This is a genomic window from Brevundimonas sp. SS2672, from assembly GCF_059579685.1.
In genome coordinates this window covers 2,289,905-2,309,920 of record NZ_CM184201.1, presented here as the reverse complement: position 1 = coordinate 2,309,920, position 20,016 = coordinate 2,289,905, and the positions used below count along the sequence as shown (strand labels likewise).

General features: G+C 62.3%; 30 protein-coding genes. 29 read left to right on the top strand and 1 reads right to left on the bottom strand.

Annotated features, from left to right (window positions below; all coding sequences use genetic code 11):
* Positions 1–35: 35 nt before the first annotated feature.
* The 27 genes from AC52GN_RS11655 to AC52GN_RS11525 all read left to right on the top strand — a co-directional run bounded on the left by AC52GN_RS11655 (position 36) and on the right by AC52GN_RS11525 (position 18,244).
* Complete coding sequence (locus tag AC52GN_RS11655; RefSeq protein ID WP_496528806.1) at positions 36–1,334, top strand: DUF4055 domain-containing protein; 1,299 nt, start codon at positions 36–38, stop codon at positions 1,332–1,334.
* Positions 1,331–1,768 (top strand): hypothetical protein, encoded by a 438-nt coding sequence (locus tag AC52GN_RS11650; RefSeq protein WP_496527165.1) that lies wholly within the window; start codon positions 1,331–1,333, stop codon positions 1,766–1,768. The genes AC52GN_RS11655 and AC52GN_RS11650 overlap by 4 nt, the downstream gene beginning before the upstream one ends.
* Positions 1,768–2,763 (top strand): minor capsid protein, encoded by a 996-nt coding sequence (locus AC52GN_RS11645; protein ID WP_496527164.1) that lies wholly within the window; start codon positions 1,768–1,770, stop codon positions 2,761–2,763. Before AC52GN_RS11650 ends, AC52GN_RS11645 begins: the two co-directional genes overlap by 1 nt.
* A gap of 7 nt (positions 2,764–2,770) precedes the next feature.
* Entirely contained in the window at positions 2,771–3,004 is a 234-nt protein-coding gene (locus tag AC52GN_RS11640) for a hypothetical protein (protein WP_496527163.1), read from the top strand.
* Positions 3,005–3,124: 120 nt separating this feature from the next.
* Complete coding sequence (locus AC52GN_RS11635) at positions 3,125–3,400, top strand: hypothetical protein (protein WP_496527162.1); 276 nt, start codon at positions 3,125–3,127, stop codon at positions 3,398–3,400.
* 19 nt (positions 3,401–3,419) lie between these two features.
* Positions 3,420–4,205, top strand: a complete 786-nt coding sequence (locus AC52GN_RS11630) for a hypothetical protein (protein WP_496527161.1) — start codon at positions 3,420–3,422, stop codon at positions 4,203–4,205.
* 65 nt (positions 4,206–4,270) lie between these two features.
* Positions 4,271–5,284 (top strand): hypothetical protein, encoded by a 1,014-nt coding sequence (locus AC52GN_RS11625; RefSeq protein WP_496527160.1) that lies wholly within the window; start codon positions 4,271–4,273, stop codon positions 5,282–5,284.
* A gap of 62 nt (positions 5,285–5,346) precedes the next feature.
* Positions 5,347–5,922 carry a hypothetical protein gene (locus tag AC52GN_RS11620; RefSeq protein ID WP_496527159.1) on the top strand — a complete coding sequence of 192 codons (576 nt, stop codon included), beginning with the start codon at positions 5,347–5,349 and terminating at the stop codon, positions 5,920–5,922.
* Complete coding sequence (locus AC52GN_RS11615; protein ID WP_496527158.1) at positions 5,922–6,371, top strand: DnaT-like ssDNA-binding protein; 450 nt, start codon at positions 5,922–5,924, stop codon at positions 6,369–6,371. The genes AC52GN_RS11620 and AC52GN_RS11615 overlap by 1 nt, the downstream gene beginning before the upstream one ends.
* A complete protein-coding gene (locus AC52GN_RS11610) occupies positions 6,368–6,715 on the top strand; it encodes a hypothetical protein (RefSeq protein ID WP_496527157.1) in 348 nt (115 codons plus the stop codon). The genes AC52GN_RS11615 and AC52GN_RS11610 overlap by 4 nt, the downstream gene beginning before the upstream one ends.
* Complete coding sequence (locus AC52GN_RS11605; RefSeq protein ID WP_496527156.1) at positions 6,715–7,110, top strand: HK97 gp10 family phage protein; 396 nt, start codon at positions 6,715–6,717, stop codon at positions 7,108–7,110. The genes AC52GN_RS11610 and AC52GN_RS11605 overlap by 1 nt, the downstream gene beginning before the upstream one ends.
* A complete protein-coding gene (locus tag AC52GN_RS11600; protein WP_496527155.1) occupies positions 7,107–7,295 on the top strand; it encodes a hypothetical protein in 189 nt (62 codons plus the stop codon). Before AC52GN_RS11605 ends, AC52GN_RS11600 begins: the two co-directional genes overlap by 4 nt.
* Entirely contained in the window at positions 7,292–7,723 is a 432-nt protein-coding gene (locus AC52GN_RS11595) for a hypothetical protein (RefSeq protein WP_496527154.1), read from the top strand. Before AC52GN_RS11600 ends, AC52GN_RS11595 begins: the two co-directional genes overlap by 4 nt.
* Before the next feature lie 79 nt (positions 7,724–7,802).
* Entirely contained in the window at positions 7,803–8,249 is a 447-nt protein-coding gene (locus tag AC52GN_RS11590) for a phage tail tube protein (protein WP_496527153.1), read from the top strand.
* Positions 8,249–8,650 (top strand): hypothetical protein, encoded by a 402-nt coding sequence (locus AC52GN_RS11585; RefSeq protein ID WP_496527152.1) that lies wholly within the window; start codon positions 8,249–8,251, stop codon positions 8,648–8,650. Before AC52GN_RS11590 ends, AC52GN_RS11585 begins: the two co-directional genes overlap by 1 nt.
* 86 nt (positions 8,651–8,736) lie before the next feature.
* On the top strand, positions 8,737–8,913 hold the full coding sequence (locus tag AC52GN_RS11580; RefSeq protein ID WP_496527151.1) for a hypothetical protein: 177 nt from the start codon (positions 8,737–8,739) through the stop codon (positions 8,911–8,913).
* Positions 8,914–8,943: 30 nt separating this feature from the next.
* A complete protein-coding gene (locus tag AC52GN_RS11575) occupies positions 8,944–9,351 on the top strand; it encodes a DUF2513 domain-containing protein (protein ID WP_496527150.1) in 408 nt (135 codons plus the stop codon).
* A gap of 108 nt (positions 9,352–9,459) precedes the next feature.
* Positions 9,460–9,957: a hypothetical protein gene (locus AC52GN_RS11570; protein WP_496527149.1), complete on the top strand. Its 498-nt coding sequence runs from the start codon at positions 9,460–9,462 to the stop codon at positions 9,955–9,957.
* Positions 9,958–10,080: 123 nt separating this feature from the next.
* The gene (locus tag AC52GN_RS11565) at positions 10,081–10,233 is read left to right on the top strand and encodes a hypothetical protein (RefSeq protein ID WP_496527148.1); all 153 of its coding nucleotides are present in this window, start codon (positions 10,081–10,083) and stop codon (positions 10,231–10,233) included.
* An 89-nt stretch (positions 10,234–10,322) separates the two neighbouring features.
* Entirely contained in the window at positions 10,323–11,309 is a 987-nt protein-coding gene (locus tag AC52GN_RS11560) for a hypothetical protein (protein ID WP_496527147.1), read from the top strand.
* A 292-nt stretch (positions 11,310–11,601) separates the two neighbouring features.
* Positions 11,602–11,946 (top strand): hypothetical protein, encoded by a 345-nt coding sequence (locus tag AC52GN_RS11555; RefSeq protein ID WP_496527146.1) that lies wholly within the window; start codon positions 11,602–11,604, stop codon positions 11,944–11,946.
* A complete protein-coding gene (locus tag AC52GN_RS11550; protein ID WP_496527145.1) occupies positions 11,946–12,692 on the top strand; it encodes a phage antirepressor KilAC domain-containing protein in 747 nt (248 codons plus the stop codon). The genes AC52GN_RS11555 and AC52GN_RS11550 overlap by 1 nt, the downstream gene beginning before the upstream one ends.
* On the top strand, positions 12,689–13,879 hold the full coding sequence (locus AC52GN_RS11545; protein WP_496527144.1) for a DNA cytosine methyltransferase: 1,191 nt from the start codon (positions 12,689–12,691) through the stop codon (positions 13,877–13,879). The genes AC52GN_RS11550 and AC52GN_RS11545 overlap by 4 nt, the downstream gene beginning before the upstream one ends.
* 77 nt (positions 13,880–13,956) lie before the next feature.
* Entirely contained in the window at positions 13,957–15,048 is a 1,092-nt protein-coding gene (locus AC52GN_RS11540; RefSeq protein ID WP_496527143.1) for a DUF262 domain-containing protein, read from the top strand.
* Positions 15,045–15,761 (top strand): MAE_28990/MAE_18760 family HEPN-like nuclease, encoded by a 717-nt coding sequence (locus tag AC52GN_RS11535; protein ID WP_496527142.1) that lies wholly within the window; start codon positions 15,045–15,047, stop codon positions 15,759–15,761. Before AC52GN_RS11540 ends, AC52GN_RS11535 begins: the two co-directional genes overlap by 4 nt.
* A gap of 84 nt (positions 15,762–15,845) precedes the next feature.
* The gene (locus tag AC52GN_RS11530) at positions 15,846–17,909 is read left to right on the top strand and encodes a hypothetical protein (protein ID WP_496527141.1); all 2,064 of its coding nucleotides are present in this window, start codon (positions 15,846–15,848) and stop codon (positions 17,907–17,909) included.
* A 17-nt stretch (positions 17,910–17,926) separates the two neighbouring features.
* Entirely contained in the window at positions 17,927–18,244 is a 318-nt protein-coding gene (locus AC52GN_RS11525; RefSeq protein WP_496527140.1) for a hypothetical protein, read from the top strand.
* Positions 18,245–18,273: 29 nt separating this feature from the next.
* Here the strand turns inward: AC52GN_RS11525 and AC52GN_RS11520 are convergent, their stop codons facing one another.
* Complete coding sequence (locus tag AC52GN_RS11520; protein ID WP_496527139.1) at positions 18,274–18,663, bottom strand: DUF805 domain-containing protein; 390 nt, start codon at positions 18,661–18,663, stop codon at positions 18,274–18,276.
* A 112-nt stretch (positions 18,664–18,775) separates the two neighbouring features.
* Between AC52GN_RS11520 and AC52GN_RS11515 the strand changes: the two genes are divergently transcribed.
* Together AC52GN_RS11515 and AC52GN_RS11510 are read left to right on the top strand one after the other, a co-directional pair.
* Entirely contained in the window at positions 18,776–19,363 is a 588-nt protein-coding gene (locus AC52GN_RS11515; protein WP_496527138.1) for a hypothetical protein, read from the top strand.
* Complete coding sequence (locus AC52GN_RS11510; RefSeq protein ID WP_496527137.1) at positions 19,363–20,013, top strand: hypothetical protein; 651 nt, start codon at positions 19,363–19,365, stop codon at positions 20,011–20,013. The genes AC52GN_RS11515 and AC52GN_RS11510 overlap by 1 nt, the downstream gene beginning before the upstream one ends.
* The last annotated feature ends 3 nt before the right edge of the window (positions 20,014–20,016 follow it).

Sequence of the window (20,016 nt, the reverse complement as noted above, 5' to 3'; positions counted from 1 at the left end):
ACCTGCTTAGCGGTCGAGAGGATGCGTTGGGCTATGTGCGCGCTCTGCCAGGTCACGACGAGGCCACGGCGAAACGATTTCGCGAGGGCGCCTATTACCTGCCGGTCACTGCCCGCACCGCCGAGGCCTTCAGCGGCCTTGTGTTCGGCAAGACCCCAACGCGCTCGAACCTCGACGCTCTGGACGCCTATCTCGGCGACGTGACGGGCTCTGGCCAGGACATCGATCGGTTTGCCGAGCAGGGTTTCGACGGCATCCTTTCGACCGGCGCCGTCATGGTGCTGGTGGACTATCCCGACGCACCGGACGGTGCGACCAAGGCCGACGCCGAGGCCGAGGGTGTTCGGCCGACGCTGAAGCTCTACGACGCCACAGCGATCCTTGCGGCCCGCGTTCAGAAGGTGGGGGCGGCGCTGAAGCTCTCGCACATCCGTGTCGCGGAGATCGTCGAAGAGAAGGACGTGGCGGACGAGTTCAAGCTGACGCAGGTGGCGCAGGTCCGTGTGCTGGATCTCGATGAGGCTGGCCACTACCGCCAGCGCGTCTTCCGGCAGTTAGACAGCCGGTGGGTGCAGTTCGGCGATACCGTCGAGCCTAAGCGCCAGAACGCGCGGCTGAACGTGATCCCGGCCTTTTTCAGCAATCCGCGCGACGGCGAACCCAACCCGGCCCGGCCGCCACTGGACGACATTGCAGACATCAGCGTGGCGCATCTGAACAACTCGGCCGCCCTGGAATGGGCGCTGCTGTGGACGGCCAACCCGACGCCGGTCTTCAAGGGGCTTAACATCGGAGAGGGCGAGACGATCAAGCTCGGTTCGTCCGAAGGCCTGATCGTCACCGAGGGCGGCGACGCCAAGTTCATGGAGTTCACCGGCTCGGGCCTGTCGGAGCTGCGTCTGGCCCTAGAGGCGAAGCGGAAGGATGCGGCTCTGATGGGCGCCCGGATGCTGCTGGAAACCGGGAGAGCGGCCATCGCAGCCGAGACGGCGCGGATCGAGCGGGCAGGCGAGACGTCGGTCGTCTCTGGCATCGCCAATGCACTGTCGGACTGCCTGACGAAGGCGCTGACCTTCATGGCGGATTGGGCTGGTGTGTCGAGCGAGGGCATCCAGTACTGGCTCAACACCGATCTGAACCCGGCCGGCCTATCGGCGCAGGAACTGACCGCTCTCCTTGCCGCCTGGCAGTCGGGCGCGATCACGCTGGAAGACCTGTTCGAGAACCTGCAGCGAGCTGAGATCGTCGACCCGGCCAAGAGCTTTGAGGATCACCGGGAGGCGCTGGATGAAGAGGGTGGCGGCCTCGGCGGCCTGGAGGATGACGCGGCATGACGAAAGCCCTCGCGCGCGACGCCGCTGTCATCTGGTGCGATCGGGGCTGGCAGCCGGTCTATTTCGGCTTCTGCCCGTCGCGGAAGGCATGGACCCGCGAAATGCGGAAGATGGGCTGCAAGGAGCCTTATCCGGCCAATGATGGCTGCGCCACGACCTTCACGCAGAAGGACGGCAAGGTCTGCATCATCGTGACGCTCGGCAAGGGTCAGCACGCCGAGGGCCGCTCTCGCGTCGAGATCGCTGGGCTGCTTTGCCACGAGGCGACGCACATCTGGCAGGAGGTGCGCAAGGTTATGGGCGAGAAGGAGCCTTCTATCGAGTTCGAGGCGTACTCCATGCAGGCCATTTTCCAAGGGCTCTATCAGGCGTGGCTGGATACGGCGGCGCCCGAGGAAATGCTGGCTCGGGGCGCTAAGCGGGAAGCCGCCTGATGGCCTCCCCAGCCGAGCGCCTGATCGACGAGGCGGTCAAGCACAGGATCGCGCTGTCCCGCTATTCGACGGCGACAGTTCGCAAGGTTCTGGCTTTCCTGAACCGCACCGACGCACGGTTGGTCGAGCGCATCCTGCGGGCCGACAACGAGGGCCGCGACCCGGTTCAGTTGGAGCGGCTGCTGGAAGAGGTGAGGGCGCTTCAGTCGGACGGCTGGACCGTGCTGCGCGGTCGGCTCAACGAGGACGTGGCGGCCCTGGCGGACGCCGAACGGCTGTTCACTGAGCGCATGGTTCACGTCGGCCAGCGATCGGTCGGCTTGGCCACCGTCACGAATGCACCGACGACGGCCCAGGTCGTGGCGGCGGTGAACGCCCGTCCGTTCCAGGGCCGCTATTTGCGGGGTTGGCTGGACGAGGCAGAGGCTGGCGCCGCCAAGCGCGTCAGGGAGGCGCTGAGGCAGGGGTTTGTCGAGGGCCGGTCGGTCACGGCATTGGTCCGCGAGATCAGAGGGACCCGCGCGCTCCAATACAAGGACGGGGTGCTCGAGATCAGCCGGCGCGGAGCCGAGGCGATGGTTCGCACGACCCTGACGCATACGGCCGCCGTGGCATCGAAAGAGACGTATTCGGCCCTCGGTGTCGATCAGGTTCGCTTCATCGCCACGCTGGACGCCCGAACGACCATCACCTGCGGCGCGCTGCACAACTCAGTCCATCCGCTGGAAACCTTCCCCTGGCCGCCCCGGCACGTGAACTGCCGATCCACGACGGCGCCGGTCATCAAGGGCCTGCCGTCCATCGAGGCCCCTTCCTACTCGGATTGGCTGATGCGCCAGCCGGTCGAGGTTCAGAACGAGGTGCTCGGCGTCCGCAAGGCCCAACTGTTTCGCTCGGGCAATCTGACGCTGGACCGCTTCGTCGACAGCAAGGGCCGCGTCCTCACGCTGGAGGAACTCAAGAAGCGTGACGCGGCGGCGTTCGAGGGCCTATAGTTTCAGGGTGAGCACGCCCTTCAAGGTCATCGACGGGACGCCGGAGCCGGAAGGCCCGCTGAAGCGCGTGAAGGCGTCGGTTCCTGACACGCCGATTGTCCGCTGCCCTCGCTGCACAGGCCTCGCGATGATCGAGGTGAAGCTCGGCATGGTCTGGAAGAACGGGAAGCCGACCGGCGGCCAGAAGCAGATCGTCTGCGGAACCTGTCTGGCGCGGGGCGAGCATGTCGTGGTCACCTGAACAACTGGGCTAGTCAGTCGGATTGCTCCTGGGCTGGCCGCCAGCCTGAAGGAACTCCCGAATTAGGCCTCGGGCAGCCGCATCTACGGCTTCTGCGTCATCGTCTGTGCCGGTGAGGTCATGCACCTCCTGGTGCTCAACGAAAGCTTCGTAGCCGGTGACGACCGCGCTGTTGTCGTCGAAGATTCGGACGATCCACCGAGCGGTGCTGCGGTCGTATTCAGTGCGTGCCCAATAGCGATCTGGGCCGCAATTGAACTCGATGGCGTCAAGGTCCGTCACTGGTTTGGTCTCCCGGTTTCCCCTTTCCGCAACACCCCGTTGCTGAAATCGCTCCGTGCAGAGCCGGAGCATCCACCAGGGCGTGAGCTGAGCAGCGCCCCCTCTGTCCGCTGAGCGGGAGGAACTACCCACCATGAACACCACCAAGAACCGCCTTCTGGGCGGCGGCTCCGTGCTGCCTGTCATCGGCCGGATGACGCCGCGCGAGCGCGCCATGGGCCGCTATCTGCGCGGGCCTGACGATCACCCGCCTGCTGGTCCCGGCACGGGCGAGGAAGATGAGCCCAAACCCATCGATCCCGCCGCTCACGCTGCGCTGGCCTCGGCCCATGAGCGGCTGAAGAAGGACGCCAAAGCCGACCGCGACGCGCTGAAGGAGTTGAACGACCGGCTCGCCGCAATCGAGGCCGAGAAGGAACAGGCCGAGGCGGACAAGGCCAAGGCCAGCGGCGACGTCGAAGCCGTCCGCACCCAACTTGAGACCAAGCATGGCCGGGAACTGAAGGCAGCTACCGATCGCGCCGAGAAGGCCGAGCGCCAGGTCGAGAAGCTCGTCATCGACAACGGCCTGTCCGCCGCCTTGGACGAGGCCCGCGTGAAGCCCGAACTGAAGCGCGCTGCCGCCGCCCTGCTGCGTGAAGGCGTCGAGCTGAAGGACGATGACGGCGAGCCGGTCGCTTACAAGGGCGGTCTCCCGTTGGCCGAGGCAATCAAGCTCTGGGCCGAAGGCGACGAGGGCAAGCCGTTCGTGCTGGCCGGCAACAGCGGCGGCGGCGCCCCCGGCGGCGGCAAAGGCGCCCACTCCGGCCCCAACCCCTGGAAGCAAGGCCCGTCCTTCTCCCTGACCGAACAGGACCGCATCGCCCGGGACAAACCGGACCTGGCGAAGCGCCTGATGGCCGAAGCCGAGGCGGCTTAACCCTCGGCGCTCCCTGAAGCGCGCGCCTCTGACGGCCGCGTCTGATCCCACCGAAAGGAAACGACATGGCCGTCACTCGGCTTTCCGATCTCGTCTTCGGCGAGAACTTCAACACCTACACCGTCGAGCGATCGACGCGCCGCAACGCCTTCGTGGCCGCGGGCGTGATGGTAGTGGACCCGGCCATTGCTGCGTTCATGAGCGGCCAGGGCTTCCTGGTGAACATGCCGCACTTCAAGCGTCTGGCGAACGACGAGCCGAACGCGTCCTCGGACAACCCGGCCGACGTGGCCGTGCCGAAGAAGATCGGCACGGGCAACGAGATCGCCCGGAAGCTGATGCGCAACCAAGGCTGGTCTTCGGCTGACCTGACGGCGGCCTTCATCGCCCGCGACCCGCTGGACGCCATCTCCAGCCAGATCGCGGACTATTGGGCGGGCGTGAACCAGACGACGCTGCTCAAGATTTGCCAAGGCATCCTGGCCGACAACATCGCCAATGACGGCGGCGACATGGTGAAAGCCGTTGCGACCGACGCCACTGGCGATCCCGTCGACGGGGAGCTGTTCGGCTCGGACGTGCTGATCGACGCCGCCCAGACCATGGGCGACGCCAAGGGCTCGCTTCGCGCTATCGCGGTCCACTCCGTCATCCACGCCCGCATGCAGAAGATCGGCGCCCTGGTCGAGAACTACGACCCGGAAACCGGCCGCCTGCTGTACGAGTCCTTCCAGGGCAAGCGCGTCATTATCGACGACGACATGCCTGTGGTTCAGGGCACGAACCGGAAGACCTACACCTCGATCCTGTTCGGGGATGCGTCTTTCCGCTCGGGTCTCGGCACGCCGAAGACCCCGAACGCCGTCTCGCGCGAAGAGGCTGAGGGCAACGGTGAAGGCGTCGAGACGCTGTGGAACCGCCGCCACGAGGTCATCCACCCGACCGGCTTCGCTGTCGCCGGCACGCAGATCAGCAGCAACGCCACCCCGAGCTATTCGGCTCTGGCCACTGCGTCGAACTGGAACCGCGTGTTCGACCGCAAGAACATCCCGCTGGCGTTCATCCAGACCAACGGCTGACCCAGGGGCCGGCTGCGGTCGGCCCTGCCATCTCCCGTCTTCCTGACATGAAAGGATAGGCCATGCGCCTTCTCCATCTCTCGGCGCTGAGTTGCGCCGCCCTCTGCCTTGCGGCCAATGCTGACGCTGGCAGCCAGCCGATCAGCGCCCCGCTGGACGGTCAGATCGCGCTCACTGCGCACAACAACGGCGACGGCACCTGGGCCGTGAAGCGCGGCCCCGATGGTCCGATCCTAAAGGACGGTCTGGCGCGCGAAGAAGCCCTCGCCATCGTGGGCGCCCCGACCGGCCCGCATGAGCCTGACACCGCCGAAGAAGAGACGGCCGCCCAGAAGCGCTCGGCTCTGGAGAAGAAAGAGGCCAAGCGCGAGGCCACCGAAATCTTCCAGTCCGACGCGGAAGCCGGAGAGCCGTCGAAGGTGGCGAACAGCGACCTGCAGAAGGCCAACGACGAGAACGCAGACCTGCGCCGCTCCATCGCCTCCAAGGACGAAGAGATCCGCCAGCTGCGCGAGCAGGTGTCGAAGTTCGATCCTAACGGCGACAGTAAGGTCGGTGGCGGGACCAAGGGGGCGGCTTCGGCTGTCGCCAAGACCGCCGGCGAAGGTCCGTCGAAAGCCAAGAACGGCGACGCCTGATGCTGATCGTCGAGAATGGCGTGGTGAGCTGGCCCTCGGGTCCGCTCGCTACGGTCGAAAAGGCAGACGCTTACGCTCAGGCCCGTGGCTGGTCCGATTGGGCCGCCCTGACGCCTGAGCAGAAGAGCGGCGCCATTCTCGACGCATCGACCTACGTGCGGGCCTCTTACCGGCCGCCAGCCAAGGCCAACACTGCGGTGGCGGAACAGATCAGCGAGGCCGTCATCGAGGCGGCGCGGCTGGCCCTGACCTCGCCCCTCATCGGCGGCGACAAGGCGGCCCAGGCGGCGCGGAAGTCGGTGAAGGCTGGCTCTGTGGCTGTGGAATACGAAACGTCATCTGCGGAAAGCCGCAGCGCGGCGCGTCTGGCGCTCGTGGCGGGCCTTCTGCGCTATGCAGGCGTCTATCCCATCGGCTCCGGCGTGAACGTCCGACTGGGCAAGTCGTGAGTATCCTCGACGACCTGCCCGACGCTATCGCCGAGGCGCTGGACGACGTGTTCCGCCCCGGTGTGCTGAAGGTGCCGGGACAGGCGACATCAGACGGGCAGGGCGGCTGGATACCGGGCACCCCGACCTCACACCCATGCAAGGCGCTGGTCGATGACTACAGCGACATGCGGCGGGCAACGGTGGGCATCCCAGCCCATGACCGAAAGATCATCATCCTGGCGGCCGGTCTGAGCGTGGCTCCGGCTGTCGGGCACACCATCAACGCCGAGGGCAGGGACTGGCAGATCATAGCCCTGTCCCGCGACCCGGCCGGGGCGACCTGGGAGGTTCAGGGGCGCTGATGGCCACCGTCACGATCAACCTCGCCGCCCTTGAGCGCATCGCCGAAGAGAAGGCCGTGAAGGGCATCCAGCGGGCCGCTCTGGCCGGCGAAGCGATCACCAAGGCCAACCTGTCACGGCCCGGCTCTGGCCGGATTTATGGGAAGCACCAGGCGTCGGCACCGGGTGAGCCGCCCGCCGTCGACACCGGACGCCTGCGCAACGCGACCCAGGCCGACACGCAGGTTCGCCGGGATGGCGACGACCTTGTCGGTCGGGTGGTGGCGAACACCGAGTATGCCCTCGCCCTGGAGGTCGGGACCGAGCGGATCGCGCCGCGCCCGTTCCTCGGCCTGCTGGGCACCGACCATGCCGACGATCTGCGGGACGCTTTTGTTGCGGGAGCAAGAGAATGACCAAGCTGACCATCCGAACGCTTCAGACTCCGACCGGCCCGAAGGTGATGCTCTGCGATGCGGGGGGCGCGCCGCTTCCCCTGCAACGCGAGACCACCATCAACTGCGGCATCGACCAGATCGACAGCATCACGGTGACCTTCGCTATCGACGGCGAGCGCGTCGTTCTCGAGCCGAACGGATGAACTCCACCGCCACGATCTTCGCCCGCCTGGCTGCCGTCGCCCCCTCACTGGCCGCCTGGAACGGTGCCCCGGCCATCTTCAACGAGACTGCGCCCGACGACTTCCTCGACCAGGAGCCGAAGCCGTCAAAGCCGTTCCTGATCATCGCCGTGCCAAGCCGTGACGAAGCGCTGGAGACCTTCACCGAGACCGGCCGCCTGATCGTGCAGGACGTGCGCGGCTATCAGCGCAGGACCGGCTCAGCCGCCCAACTCGACACGCTGATGCGTCAGGTCCGTGACCTCTTCCATAACCGCCCCGGAGAACTCGTCGTCACCGGCGGCAAATGCGACGTGGCCCGCGTCACCGGGCCCGTCCAATCTCCGACGACAGACGAGGCCTACACCGGCCGCCGCGTCACGATCCGGCTGGATCTCCGCAACACCTGAACCCCGGCCCAGCCGGTCCCCCAACGCGCCCAGGGCAGGCTGTGCGCGGCCTTTTCCATGCCTGCAAGGGAACTGAGCAATGGCTGTCAAAACGAAAAACAACATCGGGCTGCGGGTAAATCTCGGCAGCGCCTCGACCCCTGACTTTAAGACCGTGCCTGGTGCGTTCACGCTCGACGGCGGCGGCACCACGACCGATCGCATTGACGTGACGGACTTCGCCAGTCCGGGCAACAGCCGCGTCTATATCGGCGGCCTGTCCGAAGAGAATCCGATCTCCTACGAGATGAATTACGTTCCGGGCGATGAAGTTCAGGTCGCGATCCGCTCGGCTAACTCGGCGGGCGAGACCCTGGAGTTCCAACTGGTTTTCGGACTGGCGGCCGCCCCGACCGAAGCCGAGGCCTACAACGTGCCCTGCCTTGTCTCGAGCTACGGCCTGCCGACCGGCCCCATCGAAGGAAAGCTGTCGGTCGCGGTGCAACTGACGCCGACACAGGCCGGTGAATGGGGCGAGCCTGACTGATGGGGCCGACCGACGAACGCCTTGGTATTGTCCGCCTGCCCTTGCCGGATGGGCGGTCAGTGCCGCTGCAACTGACCTACGCCGCTCTGGACGCCAAAGGCCATGATTGGCTGCTGGAGCAGTTCAAGGCCATGCAGAAGGGCAAAACGGGCTCTCTTCGCGCCATGGCTGATGCCTTGGACCTTTTGAGCGCCAGCGTGATCCAGGCCGACGAGGTTATGGCCTCGCCGATGGCGGCCTATCCCATGGCGGATGTTCTCCGCTCCTGCTGGAAGGCGTGGGAGTTGGCGCAGTACGGCCCACAAGGGAGGTCCGTCGAAGCCGACACCGAGAGCCCTCAGAAGAGCGCCCGGCCGACTTGGTTGAGGCGCATTTTCGGGCGGCAGTTCGAGCGGGCCTAACCGAAGGCGAGTTCTGGAGCCTGACACCGTACAGGCTGTCGTTGCGGCTTCAGGAGGTTGGCAAAGCGCGAATAGAGAGTGCTTGGTTGAACGAGCGTCTAGCCCGCGAGAAGGCCCTCAATCCGCTGGTCCACTATACGGCCGAGAAGCCCGTTGAGACTGTCGACGTGGCTGCGGCCATGCGGGATTGGGCCAAGCAGAACGATGCGAGATTTAAGGCGAGGGTGCCGAAGGGAATCGAGGTGGTGGCGGCTCCAGAGTGATATGGTCACGCTGAATCAGGAGGTGAAACTGTGCGTCGCGATATGGATTTAATCCGAAGCCTGCTGCTTGAGATTGAGGAGGGGAAGCGGGTCTTCAAAACCCTCTCAAAGGATGTGGCGGAGATAATCGGCGTCAATCCTGCCGAAGCACTGCCCGAGGCAGAGGCTGAGCGATTGAAGTATCATCTCTTCCTGCTTTCTGATGCAGGCTTTGTGACGTTCACTCAGCACAGCGGAGGTCTTTGGCAGGTTGGGCATATCACGTGGACTGGCCAAGAGTTCCTTGCAGCGGTTCGCGATCCAGAAATCTGGCGCCAGACCAAAGCAGGCGCGGCAAAGGTCGGAAGCTTCTCGGTTAAGACGCTTGCCGATGTGGCCGTCGCACTGGCCAAGGCCCGGCTGGAGCAGTTCATCGCCACGGGCCAGATTGGCGGATAGAGTGGTCAACCCACCAAAAAATACGCTGGAGCGAGTGCAATGACTGCGATCCCATTATGCCCTACGCAAGACCCACTTTTCGGGTGGAAACAGAAGTTTGCACGACAAGTGCCTCTCAGCGATCTTGAGCTCGGAAAGCTTGGATTGCTCGCCTATGCGGAAGCCCAATGTAAGAGCGAGATGCTCTTGGTGCTTAAAGCCCTTTCTGGCTTCACGCAGGAAGAATGGAGGCGGTGGGAGCCCCGGCAGTTCAAGCAGATTGTGGATGCTGTCCGAGATGCCGCTCAAGTGGATGGCGTACTGGCAGATCTTGTTGCGAAAGTAGAGCTAAGCTACCCAGCTGCACTTAGCGCTCGAAATCAGCATATCCACACGCTTTGGGCTCACGGCGAGAATGAAAGCGTAGCGGGCCTAGACATTCGCCGCAATCAGAAGCTCGACGTTTCAGGGTTTGATGATGCGCTTGAGCAGATGGCGAAACTGACCCATCTGGTACTCGCCTGCATTAATCGGATTGGCGAGCTCCTCGTCGCTGGCGCAGTGCAAGAATCCGCTGAGGACAGGGGGCCACATATCTACGCTGGCGGCCGGTGGAGAAAAATTTGATCTTCTGAGTAACAATTCTCCCCGACGGGCAGATCACGGCCAAGACGGCATTGTAGATACCTGTTCAGTCTTGCCTCCCATGTCCCATCGAATAGGGTTCACTCAACCTAAAGGGGGCGAGACATGATCGGTATTACCTGGAAACGCGTGCTGGGCTGGTCGTTCATGGCAGGCATCGGCTTCACGACTGGTGCAGTTGTGGTTCGGCTTATCGTCTGGCTGCTCAACTGGGGCCTAGCTCTAGATCAAATACCCGCCTGGCTTTCGGGCGCCTAACATATGCGATGCCCCAGTTGGGTCGCCGAGATGAGGGCGGACACCTGCCCCCACTGGCCTGAAAAACAGATCAGCAGTCCCCTGCTGCCGTGAGTACAGAGGTTTATTTTGCGCGGGCGGAGCGGGTCATTGACCTCCTTCCAAAAGTTTCTGGACCGTCATTTTATCAGATTGCTGATCTCCGAAGCGCTAATGCCGTCACAGCTTGGCGCTTGGCGTATGAAGAGCTTGCGGCGATGGGGAGGTCGATTGGAGCACCAAAAAGCGCCTACTTTTTACGGTGGGCTGCCGATGTCCTCACAGCTCTAGGGGAACTTGAGCACGCGCTGCGTACCATGCCGAGACCTGCGGTGGGTAGCAGGGGAGCTGCTCAAACTGACAGGCTTTTAACGCTGAAACACAGCGTTGGTGAGCTCGTCACTGGCAGCGACATCGCCACTCTGTTTGGGCCTAAGGTAACTAAGTTCGGACGCGCAAACCTCGAAGAGGTTGTCTCCTTCCTTAATGTGCAAGTTGAAGCTCTGCAGCTTCGCCAAGGGCGTAACCTGCTTTCAGAGTGGTTCGTTGATGCGCACGTCATCGGCTTGGGGGCACCACTATTTGCTGGCGTCTGCGGTCACGTAATTGCTCCGGCCGTGCCCGCGATCTCTTTCAGCCTATCCCCCACCGCCGAACGGCTATGCTCCGAACTATTGCGAGAGGCCGAAAACACCCTCCGGGAAGAGAGGGAGATTCCTCGAGTAGGGGAGGGGTGGATAGCTGAGACGGTGCTCTTCTATGAGATAAAAGAGGCGTTCGCTGGCGAACCGGTCATTCAACACGCCCGGCCCGGATGGCTAGGGCGTCAGCACCTCGACATCTTCCTTCCAGTACGCAAAGTGGCAGTTGAGTATCAGGGTGCCCAGCATGATCGGCCTGTGGCGTTCTTCGGAGGAGAAGAAGCCTTTATGCGAACGGTCCAGCGTGATCGCCGGAAACTCTTATTGTGCAAGCAGAATGATGTGTCGCTAATCTATGTCCGCCCAGGATATTCGCTTCGCGAGCTACTAGAAGAAATTCGGCGACTAAATAGCTAGGCGTCCCGGTCTGCGCTCCCAAGAAGAGCGCTCTCGACCAACCTGCGGATTGCTTCGGGGCGGGTTGGCAAATCATCTTGCTTCGCCCGCCACGTATCGACCTGTTCAAGCGCATCGGGCTGCAAACGGACGCCGATGAGAGTTCCCGTCCCCGTAGCCGGGCGCCCCCGTTTCGATTTTATGTTATCACCGCTTGACTTCATGCTTTCGCGATAACATAAAAGACGGACCAGAGGGAAGCGCCAACTTCCTCTCCGGCCCTAACCGCAACGGATCGTCAGAGGATCACGCCATGGCTGCACAAGCCTTTATCACGCCTACGCGTCTACTGACACGCGACTGGATCATTCATCACGGCGTTAATGCGCCGGTTCCCTCGGGAACAAAGATCGAAGCCGAACTTTTCAGCGGCGACCGGCTCACTTTCACAACCGGCGCTGTCATGTTTGACGACGACGGCAATGCCGAGCCGCAGACGGGCCCGACGCGTTACAGCGCCTGGAAGTTCCACGACGGCGGGCCGATGGACCCGAAGATCAGGGCTTACCGGCTGCTGGGCTGCGAGATGGAGCGCGAAAGCTACGCGGACATCATGCGCGCCGAAAAGCTCGCTCACGATCTGGTGGGAGCGCACTGATGAACGCCGCACCCATGAAGGAGCCGTTGGTGTTTCTCCCAGCCGCGACCGACGCAAACGGCATTCAGACAATGTCCAGCCGGGAAATCGCTGATCTGTGCGAGGCGCGGCACAACGATGTCGTCGTCACTATCCAGCGTCTTTTCGAGAAAGGGGTTTTACGGGAAAGTCGTAAAACTACCCGGACACACCGACCTGAGCGTGGCGGCCGCCCAACCGAAGTTTATGATCTGACGAAGCGAGACACCCTGGTGGTGGTCTCTGGCTACAATGACGAACTCCGCGCTCGCATCATCGACAAATGGGAAGAGCTGGAACGCGCCGCGCGCCGCCCGGTGATGCCCGACCTCAACAACCCGGCAACGCTCCGTCTTCTGCTAGCCGACTACGCCAACGACAAGATCGCGCTGGAAGAGCAGGTCGCGGAGCTGGCGCCCAAAGCCGAGGCCCTGGACCGGATCGCGACGGCTGATGGCTCGATGTGCATCACGGACGCCGCCAAGACCCTCCAGGTCCAACCCAAGGCCGCCTTCCAATTCCTGCGCGCCCATCGATGGATCTACAGCCGTCAGGGTGGGGGAGACATCGCCTATCAGGACAAGCTGGCCAGCGGCCTGCTGGAGCACAAGACGACGACCATCCATCGGTCGGACGGCAGCGAGAAGGTCACGACGCAGGTTCGGGTGACGCCGAAGGGCTTAGCTCGTCTGGCGAAGGAACTGCAGCCGGTCGTGAGGGCCGCATGAGAAAGGCTCTTTACCCTACGACCGAACATGTCGACTCTGGGCGTTATGACGGCGCTGCCGATGAGTGCGGCAGCGTATCGGATGGGGTCAACAGAATCATGGGACGTGCTACTCCCTCCGAAATGACTGCCCCCGCCCAGCTTCCTCTTGATCGCGATCCGATCGTTAAGGTCGTGGACTTGTTCTGCGGAGCAGGGGGCCTCGCCTACGGACTAAAAGAGGCTGGCCTCACGATCGCCGCTGGCGTCGATCTCGATCCTGCATGTGAGTTCCCTTTCAAAGAGAACTGCGGAGGGCATTTCGAGGAAAAGAGCGTAGCCGATCTGACGAAGGCGGAGCTGGATGGGTGGTTCGCGGGCGCCGATGTGCGCGTCCTAGCTGGATGCGCGCCGTGCCAGCCGTTTTCCACATACTCGCAGAGCCGCAAGACGCCTGACAAACGGTGGGATTTGCTCCGTTCATTCCTGCGACTGGCTGTCGAACTGAAGCCAGAGATCGTCACGATGGAAAACGTGCGCGGTCTCGCGGCAAGGCCAATCTGGAAGGAGTTCGTCCGCGGCCTTCAAGAGGCCGGTTATTACGTCGCGTGGGATGAGGTCCTCTGCACTGATTTTGGCGTTCCTCAGTCTCGGAAGCGCTTGGTGCTGATCGCATCAATGTTGGGGCCAATCGACATGCCGAAGGCCGCCACCGGGGAGGTGCCGGTCACTGTGCGACAGGCGATCGCCGATCTTCCAATGCTGAAGGCCGGGCAGGGCTCCAAGACCGACCTGCTCCACATCGCTAGCAAGCTCAGCGAGACGAACCTTAAACGCATTAAAGCATCTAAACCTGGCGGCACTTGGCGCGATTGGCCTGAGAGCCTGCGAGCCGCGTGCCACAAGAAAGAGACCGGAGAAACATACCCTTCGGTATACGGGCGCATGTCCTGGGATGAACCGGCTCCGACGATGACTACCCAGTGTTTCGGTTATGGAAATGGGCGCTTCGGCCACCCTGAACAGCATCGTGCTATCACTCTGCGCGAGGCTGCGATCCTCCAGTCGTTCCCCCGAAACTACAGCTTCTTGCCTGATGGAGAAGCGCCGACCTTTGCAAAGGTGGGGATGCTGATCGGCAATGCAGTACCACCTAAGCTGGGGCAGGCGATCGGTAACGCTATCACGGCGCACCTGCAGGCGGTGTAGCCGCAGCTGTCTTTCCTTCCGGCGCGGCTCCGGCTAGTCGATAGTCTTGCAGATTGTTTGCGGCTGGGGAGAATCGAGTGGCGAAGCGAAGGGAGAAGAGCGCGGATGAGGTCGCCGCTGCCGAAGCGGCTATCTCCACGGTGTCTCGTCAGGTAAAATTCACGGTCGCTGAGTATCCCGTGTCAATCTACGTCTCTCGATTTGAAGACGATGTCACTGGTCGTTTCTTCGTGCCAGAGTACCAACGCAATTTAGCATGGCATCCGGGGCAGCAATCGTCATTCATCGAGTCACTGCTTGTTGGCCTGCCCATACCATTCCTGTTCTTCTATCAGGCTCCGGATGGGCGGATGGAGATCGTGGACGGGTCACAGCGAATGCGCGCGATGCGCGCCTTCCTCAAAGAAGGTCTCCGCTTATCGGATTTGGTGCTTCTCCCCGAGCTTAACGGGTTTGCCTTCGGTGATCTTCCAGCAGACCGCCGGAACAAATTTGAAGACGTCACCATCAGGACGATAGTGCTGGACACGAGCACTGATCCTTCGACGCGGGCCGAAATGTTCGCGCGCATCAACAAATCGGGCACTGTCGCCAACGAAGCCGAAATACGCCGCGGTTCACTTCCAGGTCCGGTAACGGAGTTGATACGGGAGTTAGCTGAGAGCCCTCAACTCGCCGCTGCGACGCCTATGTCACAGAAGGTGGTTGACCAACGAGAGCGCGAGGAACTTGTGACGCGGTTCTTCGCCTACCTTGAAGGGTGGGATACTCCGGATGGTCATTTCCCAAATTATCGGGATCGCCCCAAAAAGTACCTTTACGACTATCTGAAGTCTGCAAACGATGCTGCCGACCAGGATGACGACTTAGTCAACAGGATGCGCAATGAATTCAACAGCATGTTGAATTTCGTTGTCGGGCATTTCCCGAATGGATTTCGGAAAAACTCTACAGCTAATACCGTTCCGCGCGTTCGGTTCGAAGCCATCGCCATCGGCACTGCGCTGGCACTGCGCGAGAACGCCCACTTGAGGCTAACCCCAGAGCAGATCGTCGCTCGCATGGAAGAGCAGGAGTTCGACAAAGTCGTCGTATCCGGTAGCGCCAATGTTCGAAGCAAGCTTGAAGGGCGGATTGATATTGTCAGATCCCTGCTGTTAGCTGCATGAGCACGCTATCATTCGCTTTGGAAACTCGACGTGAGGAGTTTGACGGGCATTTTGCACTAGCAAAAGCGCTCGAGGACCGAATGATGCTAGAGGCGGATTCATCTCTAGGCAGCGTCAGTATTTCAACGAGACATATAAATACAGTAAAATCAGGTTTGATTGTTCACCTCTACAACATTGAAGAGGCGATCATGACACAAGGGTTGCACTTTCTTGGCACGGCGCTTGGGAATTCTGAGCCAAGGCGCTGGACCCCACATTCACTTAAAGAATGGCTGCGTCAGGCTGTCGTCAGCCGTATGGGCGATGGCGGTGAAGAAGGCCGGCTCGAGACCGTTTTCGAGTCCTCCACCCAATTAATGGGCGTATCCTTTCCTGGGCCTCAAAAACTCAAAAAGCCCTCTGGCACATGGGATGACAAAGCTATCGCTCTCTTCATGCGGCGGGTGAGCATGAGATGCGACCTGCCTCCAGAAATGTGGCGTCGCATTAGGGCAGCTCCTCAATATGGCGACGAGACACCTCTCCAATTTTTGGCCGACCGACGGAACGCTATTGCGCATGGACGACGCTCGTTCGAAGAGGGGGCTAACGACCTTCAACTAAGCGACATAAGAACCCTTGCCGATGTCGTGCTCGACTACATGGGCCACATCGTTCAAGCGTTTCAGGACCACGTTGATAGCAGCTCTCACTTAGTGCCAGCTGCTTAACCTTGACCATAGAGTAACGAACAAGGCTCGCTCCGGCGGGCCTTTTTCATGCCCGCATCTCACCCCTAATCCCGGAGCCTCCCCATGTCCGACGCCCCCGTTGTGGGTTCGGCAGCCTTTGAGCTGCGCGCCACCAAGAAGAAGCTCGGCGAGGACATTCGAGCCTACGAGCGCGATCTGAAGGCCTCGATGGGCCGGATCGAAGACGATGCGAACCGAAGCTCCAAGAGCATCGGCAACTCCATCAGTGGGATGGCTCGCGGCATCGCTCTTGGGTTCACCGCTTTGACGGCCGTGTTCGCCGCCGGTCTCGCGATGGCGCTCAAGTTCGGTCAGGCCAGCTTGAAGATGGCTGATGAACTGGCCAGCTCGGCCCAACGGATCGGCATGTCCACGACGGCCCTGCAAGAGTGGCAGTATGTGGCGCGAAAATCTGGCTCCAGCGCGGCAGAGGCCAGCAGAGACCTAGAGAGCTTTGCTCTCAAATGGGAGCAGGCGCAGGCCGGGCTGAACAAGGAGGCCATGAAGTCGTTCGCGGCGCTGGGTTTCTCTCGGGAGGAGTTGCGATCCTTCAAGGATGCCGAAGAGGCACTGACCAAAACGACGGACGGGATCGTGGCGCTGGGCTCGCAGGCAGACCGGGCTGCTATCTCGGAACGGTTGGGGCTGGGGGCCTTCGCGGTAGCCCTTCGAGAAGGGGCCGAGGAGGTGGACCGCTTGCGAGACGAGGCGGCTGCCCTTGGTTTCGTGATGGACGCGGAGCTGATTAAAAAAGGTGCCGAAGCCCAGGGGCGACTTGAAGACCTCTCTCAGGTTGTCGGCATTCAGATGGCCGAAGCGTTTATCAATCTCAGCGATGAGGTTCTGATCTTCACCGATAAGATCGCCAAGGCGATTACGAAACTTAACGAGTTCACCAGCGGCTACGCTAAAGCTCGTCAGCAGGTGATTGAAGAACGCGGGATACAGGATCCACATTTCACAACCGTCCTTGGCCGGCAATATGAAGCGCCCTGGGTCAAGCACTTGCCATGGGTGAAGGCGCAGCGCGAGGCTGCAGCGCGAGGTGTCGATCAAGATGACCCGGCGCTTCTTCGCCAGCAGATGGCTGTTGAAGATTATGAGGCTTCAACCCGCAGAAATAGGCGCAGCCCTAAGGCGCTTACAGAGCTTAACCTGCCTTCGTCTAAGGTTCCCGTAGACCGCGCCGCCGAACGCGAGGCTCGCCGCGCTGAACGGGTCGAGCAGGAAATCTTCCGCGCCCGCCAGCGTGCCCTGGGCATCATCGATGATGAGATGATGACCGTGAAACAGCGCTATGACTTGGCTCAGAGACAGGTTGCGTTGGAACGCGAGGCCGAGGACGCGCAACTAAAAAGCCGTCTTGCGCGAGGCGACATCAACAAGGAGGAGTTCAAGAAGCTCGATGGCATCCGCAGGGAAAGCCAGCTTCAGGAAGATCGTATCGCTCAGGACATTCTTGCCCGCGACATTCAGGATGAGCGGGTAGCGAATGAACGCCTTCTCGCAGACCTAACAGCCGACCTCATCGCTCTTCAGATCGGATCGGCTCGATCTGCGGCTGAGCGTCTGACCCTTGAGCGCCAGCTTCTGGAGATTACGCAACGGCAGCGCCGAGAGAGCCTTCAAACTGAGCTCGATCGAAACACCAGCATGTCGCAGGAGCAAAAGAAACAGGCCCTGTCTGACAACAAGCGCCGTGACGACATGGAGCGAGAAGCCGTCGCTCGGGACAACATGACACCCCTTCAGAAGTGGCGAGACCAGAGCCTCACTTCAATCGCACAGGTGCAGGAAGCGTACGAGAGCGTCGCAACGCGCGGTCTGGACGCGCTGAACGACGGTCTCGTCGATGCCATCATGAACACCCGCTCGCTGGGCGACGTGTTCAAGAACGTGGCGAAGCAAATCCTGGCCGACCTGCTGTCCATTTCGGTGCGTCAGTCGATTGTCGAGCCTCTAGCCGCCGCCCTGTTTGGCGGGGGCGGCGGCGCTGCTCCGGCGCCCTCGGACGGCGCGGGCGGAGGCGGCTGGCTGAAGAAAGCTCTGGGCTGGGGGCGCTCTCTCTTCGGCTTCTCCGAGGGGGGTACACGGGCGACGGCGGCAAGCATGAGCCCGCTGGCCTAGTCCACAAGGGCGAGTACGTGTTCAGCCAAGAGGCGGTGCAGCGTATCGGCGCCGCTCGTCTCGACGCCATGCACAAGAACCTGAAGGGCTACTCGCTCGGCGGCCTTGTCGGCATGTCCCTCCCGTCTCTGAGCATCCCCGGCTTCTCGGGTGCAGCGGCGACCCAGCGCGTCCAGCACGAGGTCATCGTCAGGCCGGAGCGGGACAGCTTCATCGAGCTGTCAACCGAGACGGCCGCGCCCCTGTCGGCTCAGGCCGGGGTGGCATCGTATCAAGCGAGTGAGGGCCAGCGGCAGCGGGCCGTTCGGATCGCGCCCTACCGCAGGGGGCGGTGAGGGAGCCTGATGGGCGCTAGGTTTGCGGCCTACGTCGGCGCCTTGGCGTTGGGCGTGAAGCTGATGCCCGGACCCGGAGGCTGTCCGTACTGGTTCGCATGAGGCTGGCCCTTGAGGCTGCCCAGCCAGATCGTGAATGCGAGAGAAGCCAGCGTCACTAGACCGAGTCCAATCGACTGCAGGCTCTCAGCAGAGAGCGAAACTGCAATCGCTGCGGCAGCCTGAGCTCCGAAAACAAGCAGGACCCATTTTCCTGTCCGGCCTAGGTCATGAAAACGCATGATGTAGACCATCGCAGCAACTACCCACGTGCCGCCGCCTGCTGCACTGAAGAAGCTGATCACGAATGCAAACGCCATGATCAAGGCGATGGCCAGCCAGTACGTCGCACGATTGATGCGCTGCTTAAGAAAACTCATCGCCGCCCCACGGTGAAGGTTGAGCGGGCAGACTGCCCTGATCACCCCACAGCGTCACCCTGAACAGAACTCGAACGGCCTCGCTCCGGCGGCCATTTCCTCAGGAGGCTTTATGGCCATCCTCGCGCTTCCGTCTGTCCCTGCGCCTGCGGGTATGGGCATCGAACTGCTGACCAACAAGAACGTACTCGTCTCGGCTCTTGGCGGTGATGAGCAAGAGCGCCAGCGCAAGGGCTCCCGCTATGCCCTGACCTTCACCATGCCGCCCATGACCTACGTCACCTCCATGGCGTGGGACGACTTGAACGCCGAGGGCGCGACGGTTCTGATGGCGGTCTATCAGCCGGGGTTTGACGTTGGATCGCCAGGCACTCCGCGCGTGAACGGGGCGGGGCAGGGCGGCATCTTCCTGACGGTCGATGGCCTGACGCCTGGCTATGTGGTCCGCAAGGGCCAGTTCCTGAACGTCGTCACTCTGGGGCGCCACTACCTCTATCGGGCGGCTGCGGATGCGACCGCGAACGCTTCAGGCCAAGCGCAAATCCAACTGCGGACCATGCTGCGCTTCCCGCCCCAGGACAACGATGTGGTGAAGCTGGCCGCCCCCATGATCGAGGGCTTTGTGCGCGACATGAAGAGCTGGGAGGTCGGTGTCGACCGACTGGTCATGATCCAGTTCAAGGTGAGGGAGGCCGCCTGATGGATCCGGTCCTCTCCAACGCCCAGCGCCAGCCGGCCTATGTTCCATGCGTGCTGGTTCGTATGGAACTGCGCTCCGGTGTGGTCCGGCTGACGGACGGCGGGTTCGCGGTTTATGGCGGCGAACTCTATCTGGCGGCGCATCCAGGCATCGGGTCGCTAGACACCATTGGTCAACTGACCGAAGGCGGATCAGGCACGACGACCCGGTCTGAACTGATGATCAACGCCGAGAGCGACGTCGCCGTCGCAGCGCTGGCCGATCCTCTGAACCAAACGGGCCTTGTCCAGTGGTGGGAAGGCTCGATCGATCCGGCGACGGGGCTCCTGATCGGCCAACCCCTCCTGAAGTTCCAAGGGCAGTACGACAAGGCCCGGTTCAGCGTCGATGAGAGCAGTTGGTCGGTCGTCATCGAGTGCGGCACCGAGTCCGAGCTGCAGTTGATCCCCAACACGGACTGGCGCGCGAACGACGCGATGCACCGGAAAATCTGGAGCGAGCTGGGCCACGCCAATGTCTCGCGCCTGACCGATGCCGACTACTGGCGCACCGAGGCGCCTCCGGGGGCGATCAGCTCCAGCCGTCCCGCGCCCGGCGGGGGAGGCGGCGGTTTCCGCGACTGGCCCGGCGTCATCCAAAACCAAGTCTGAGGT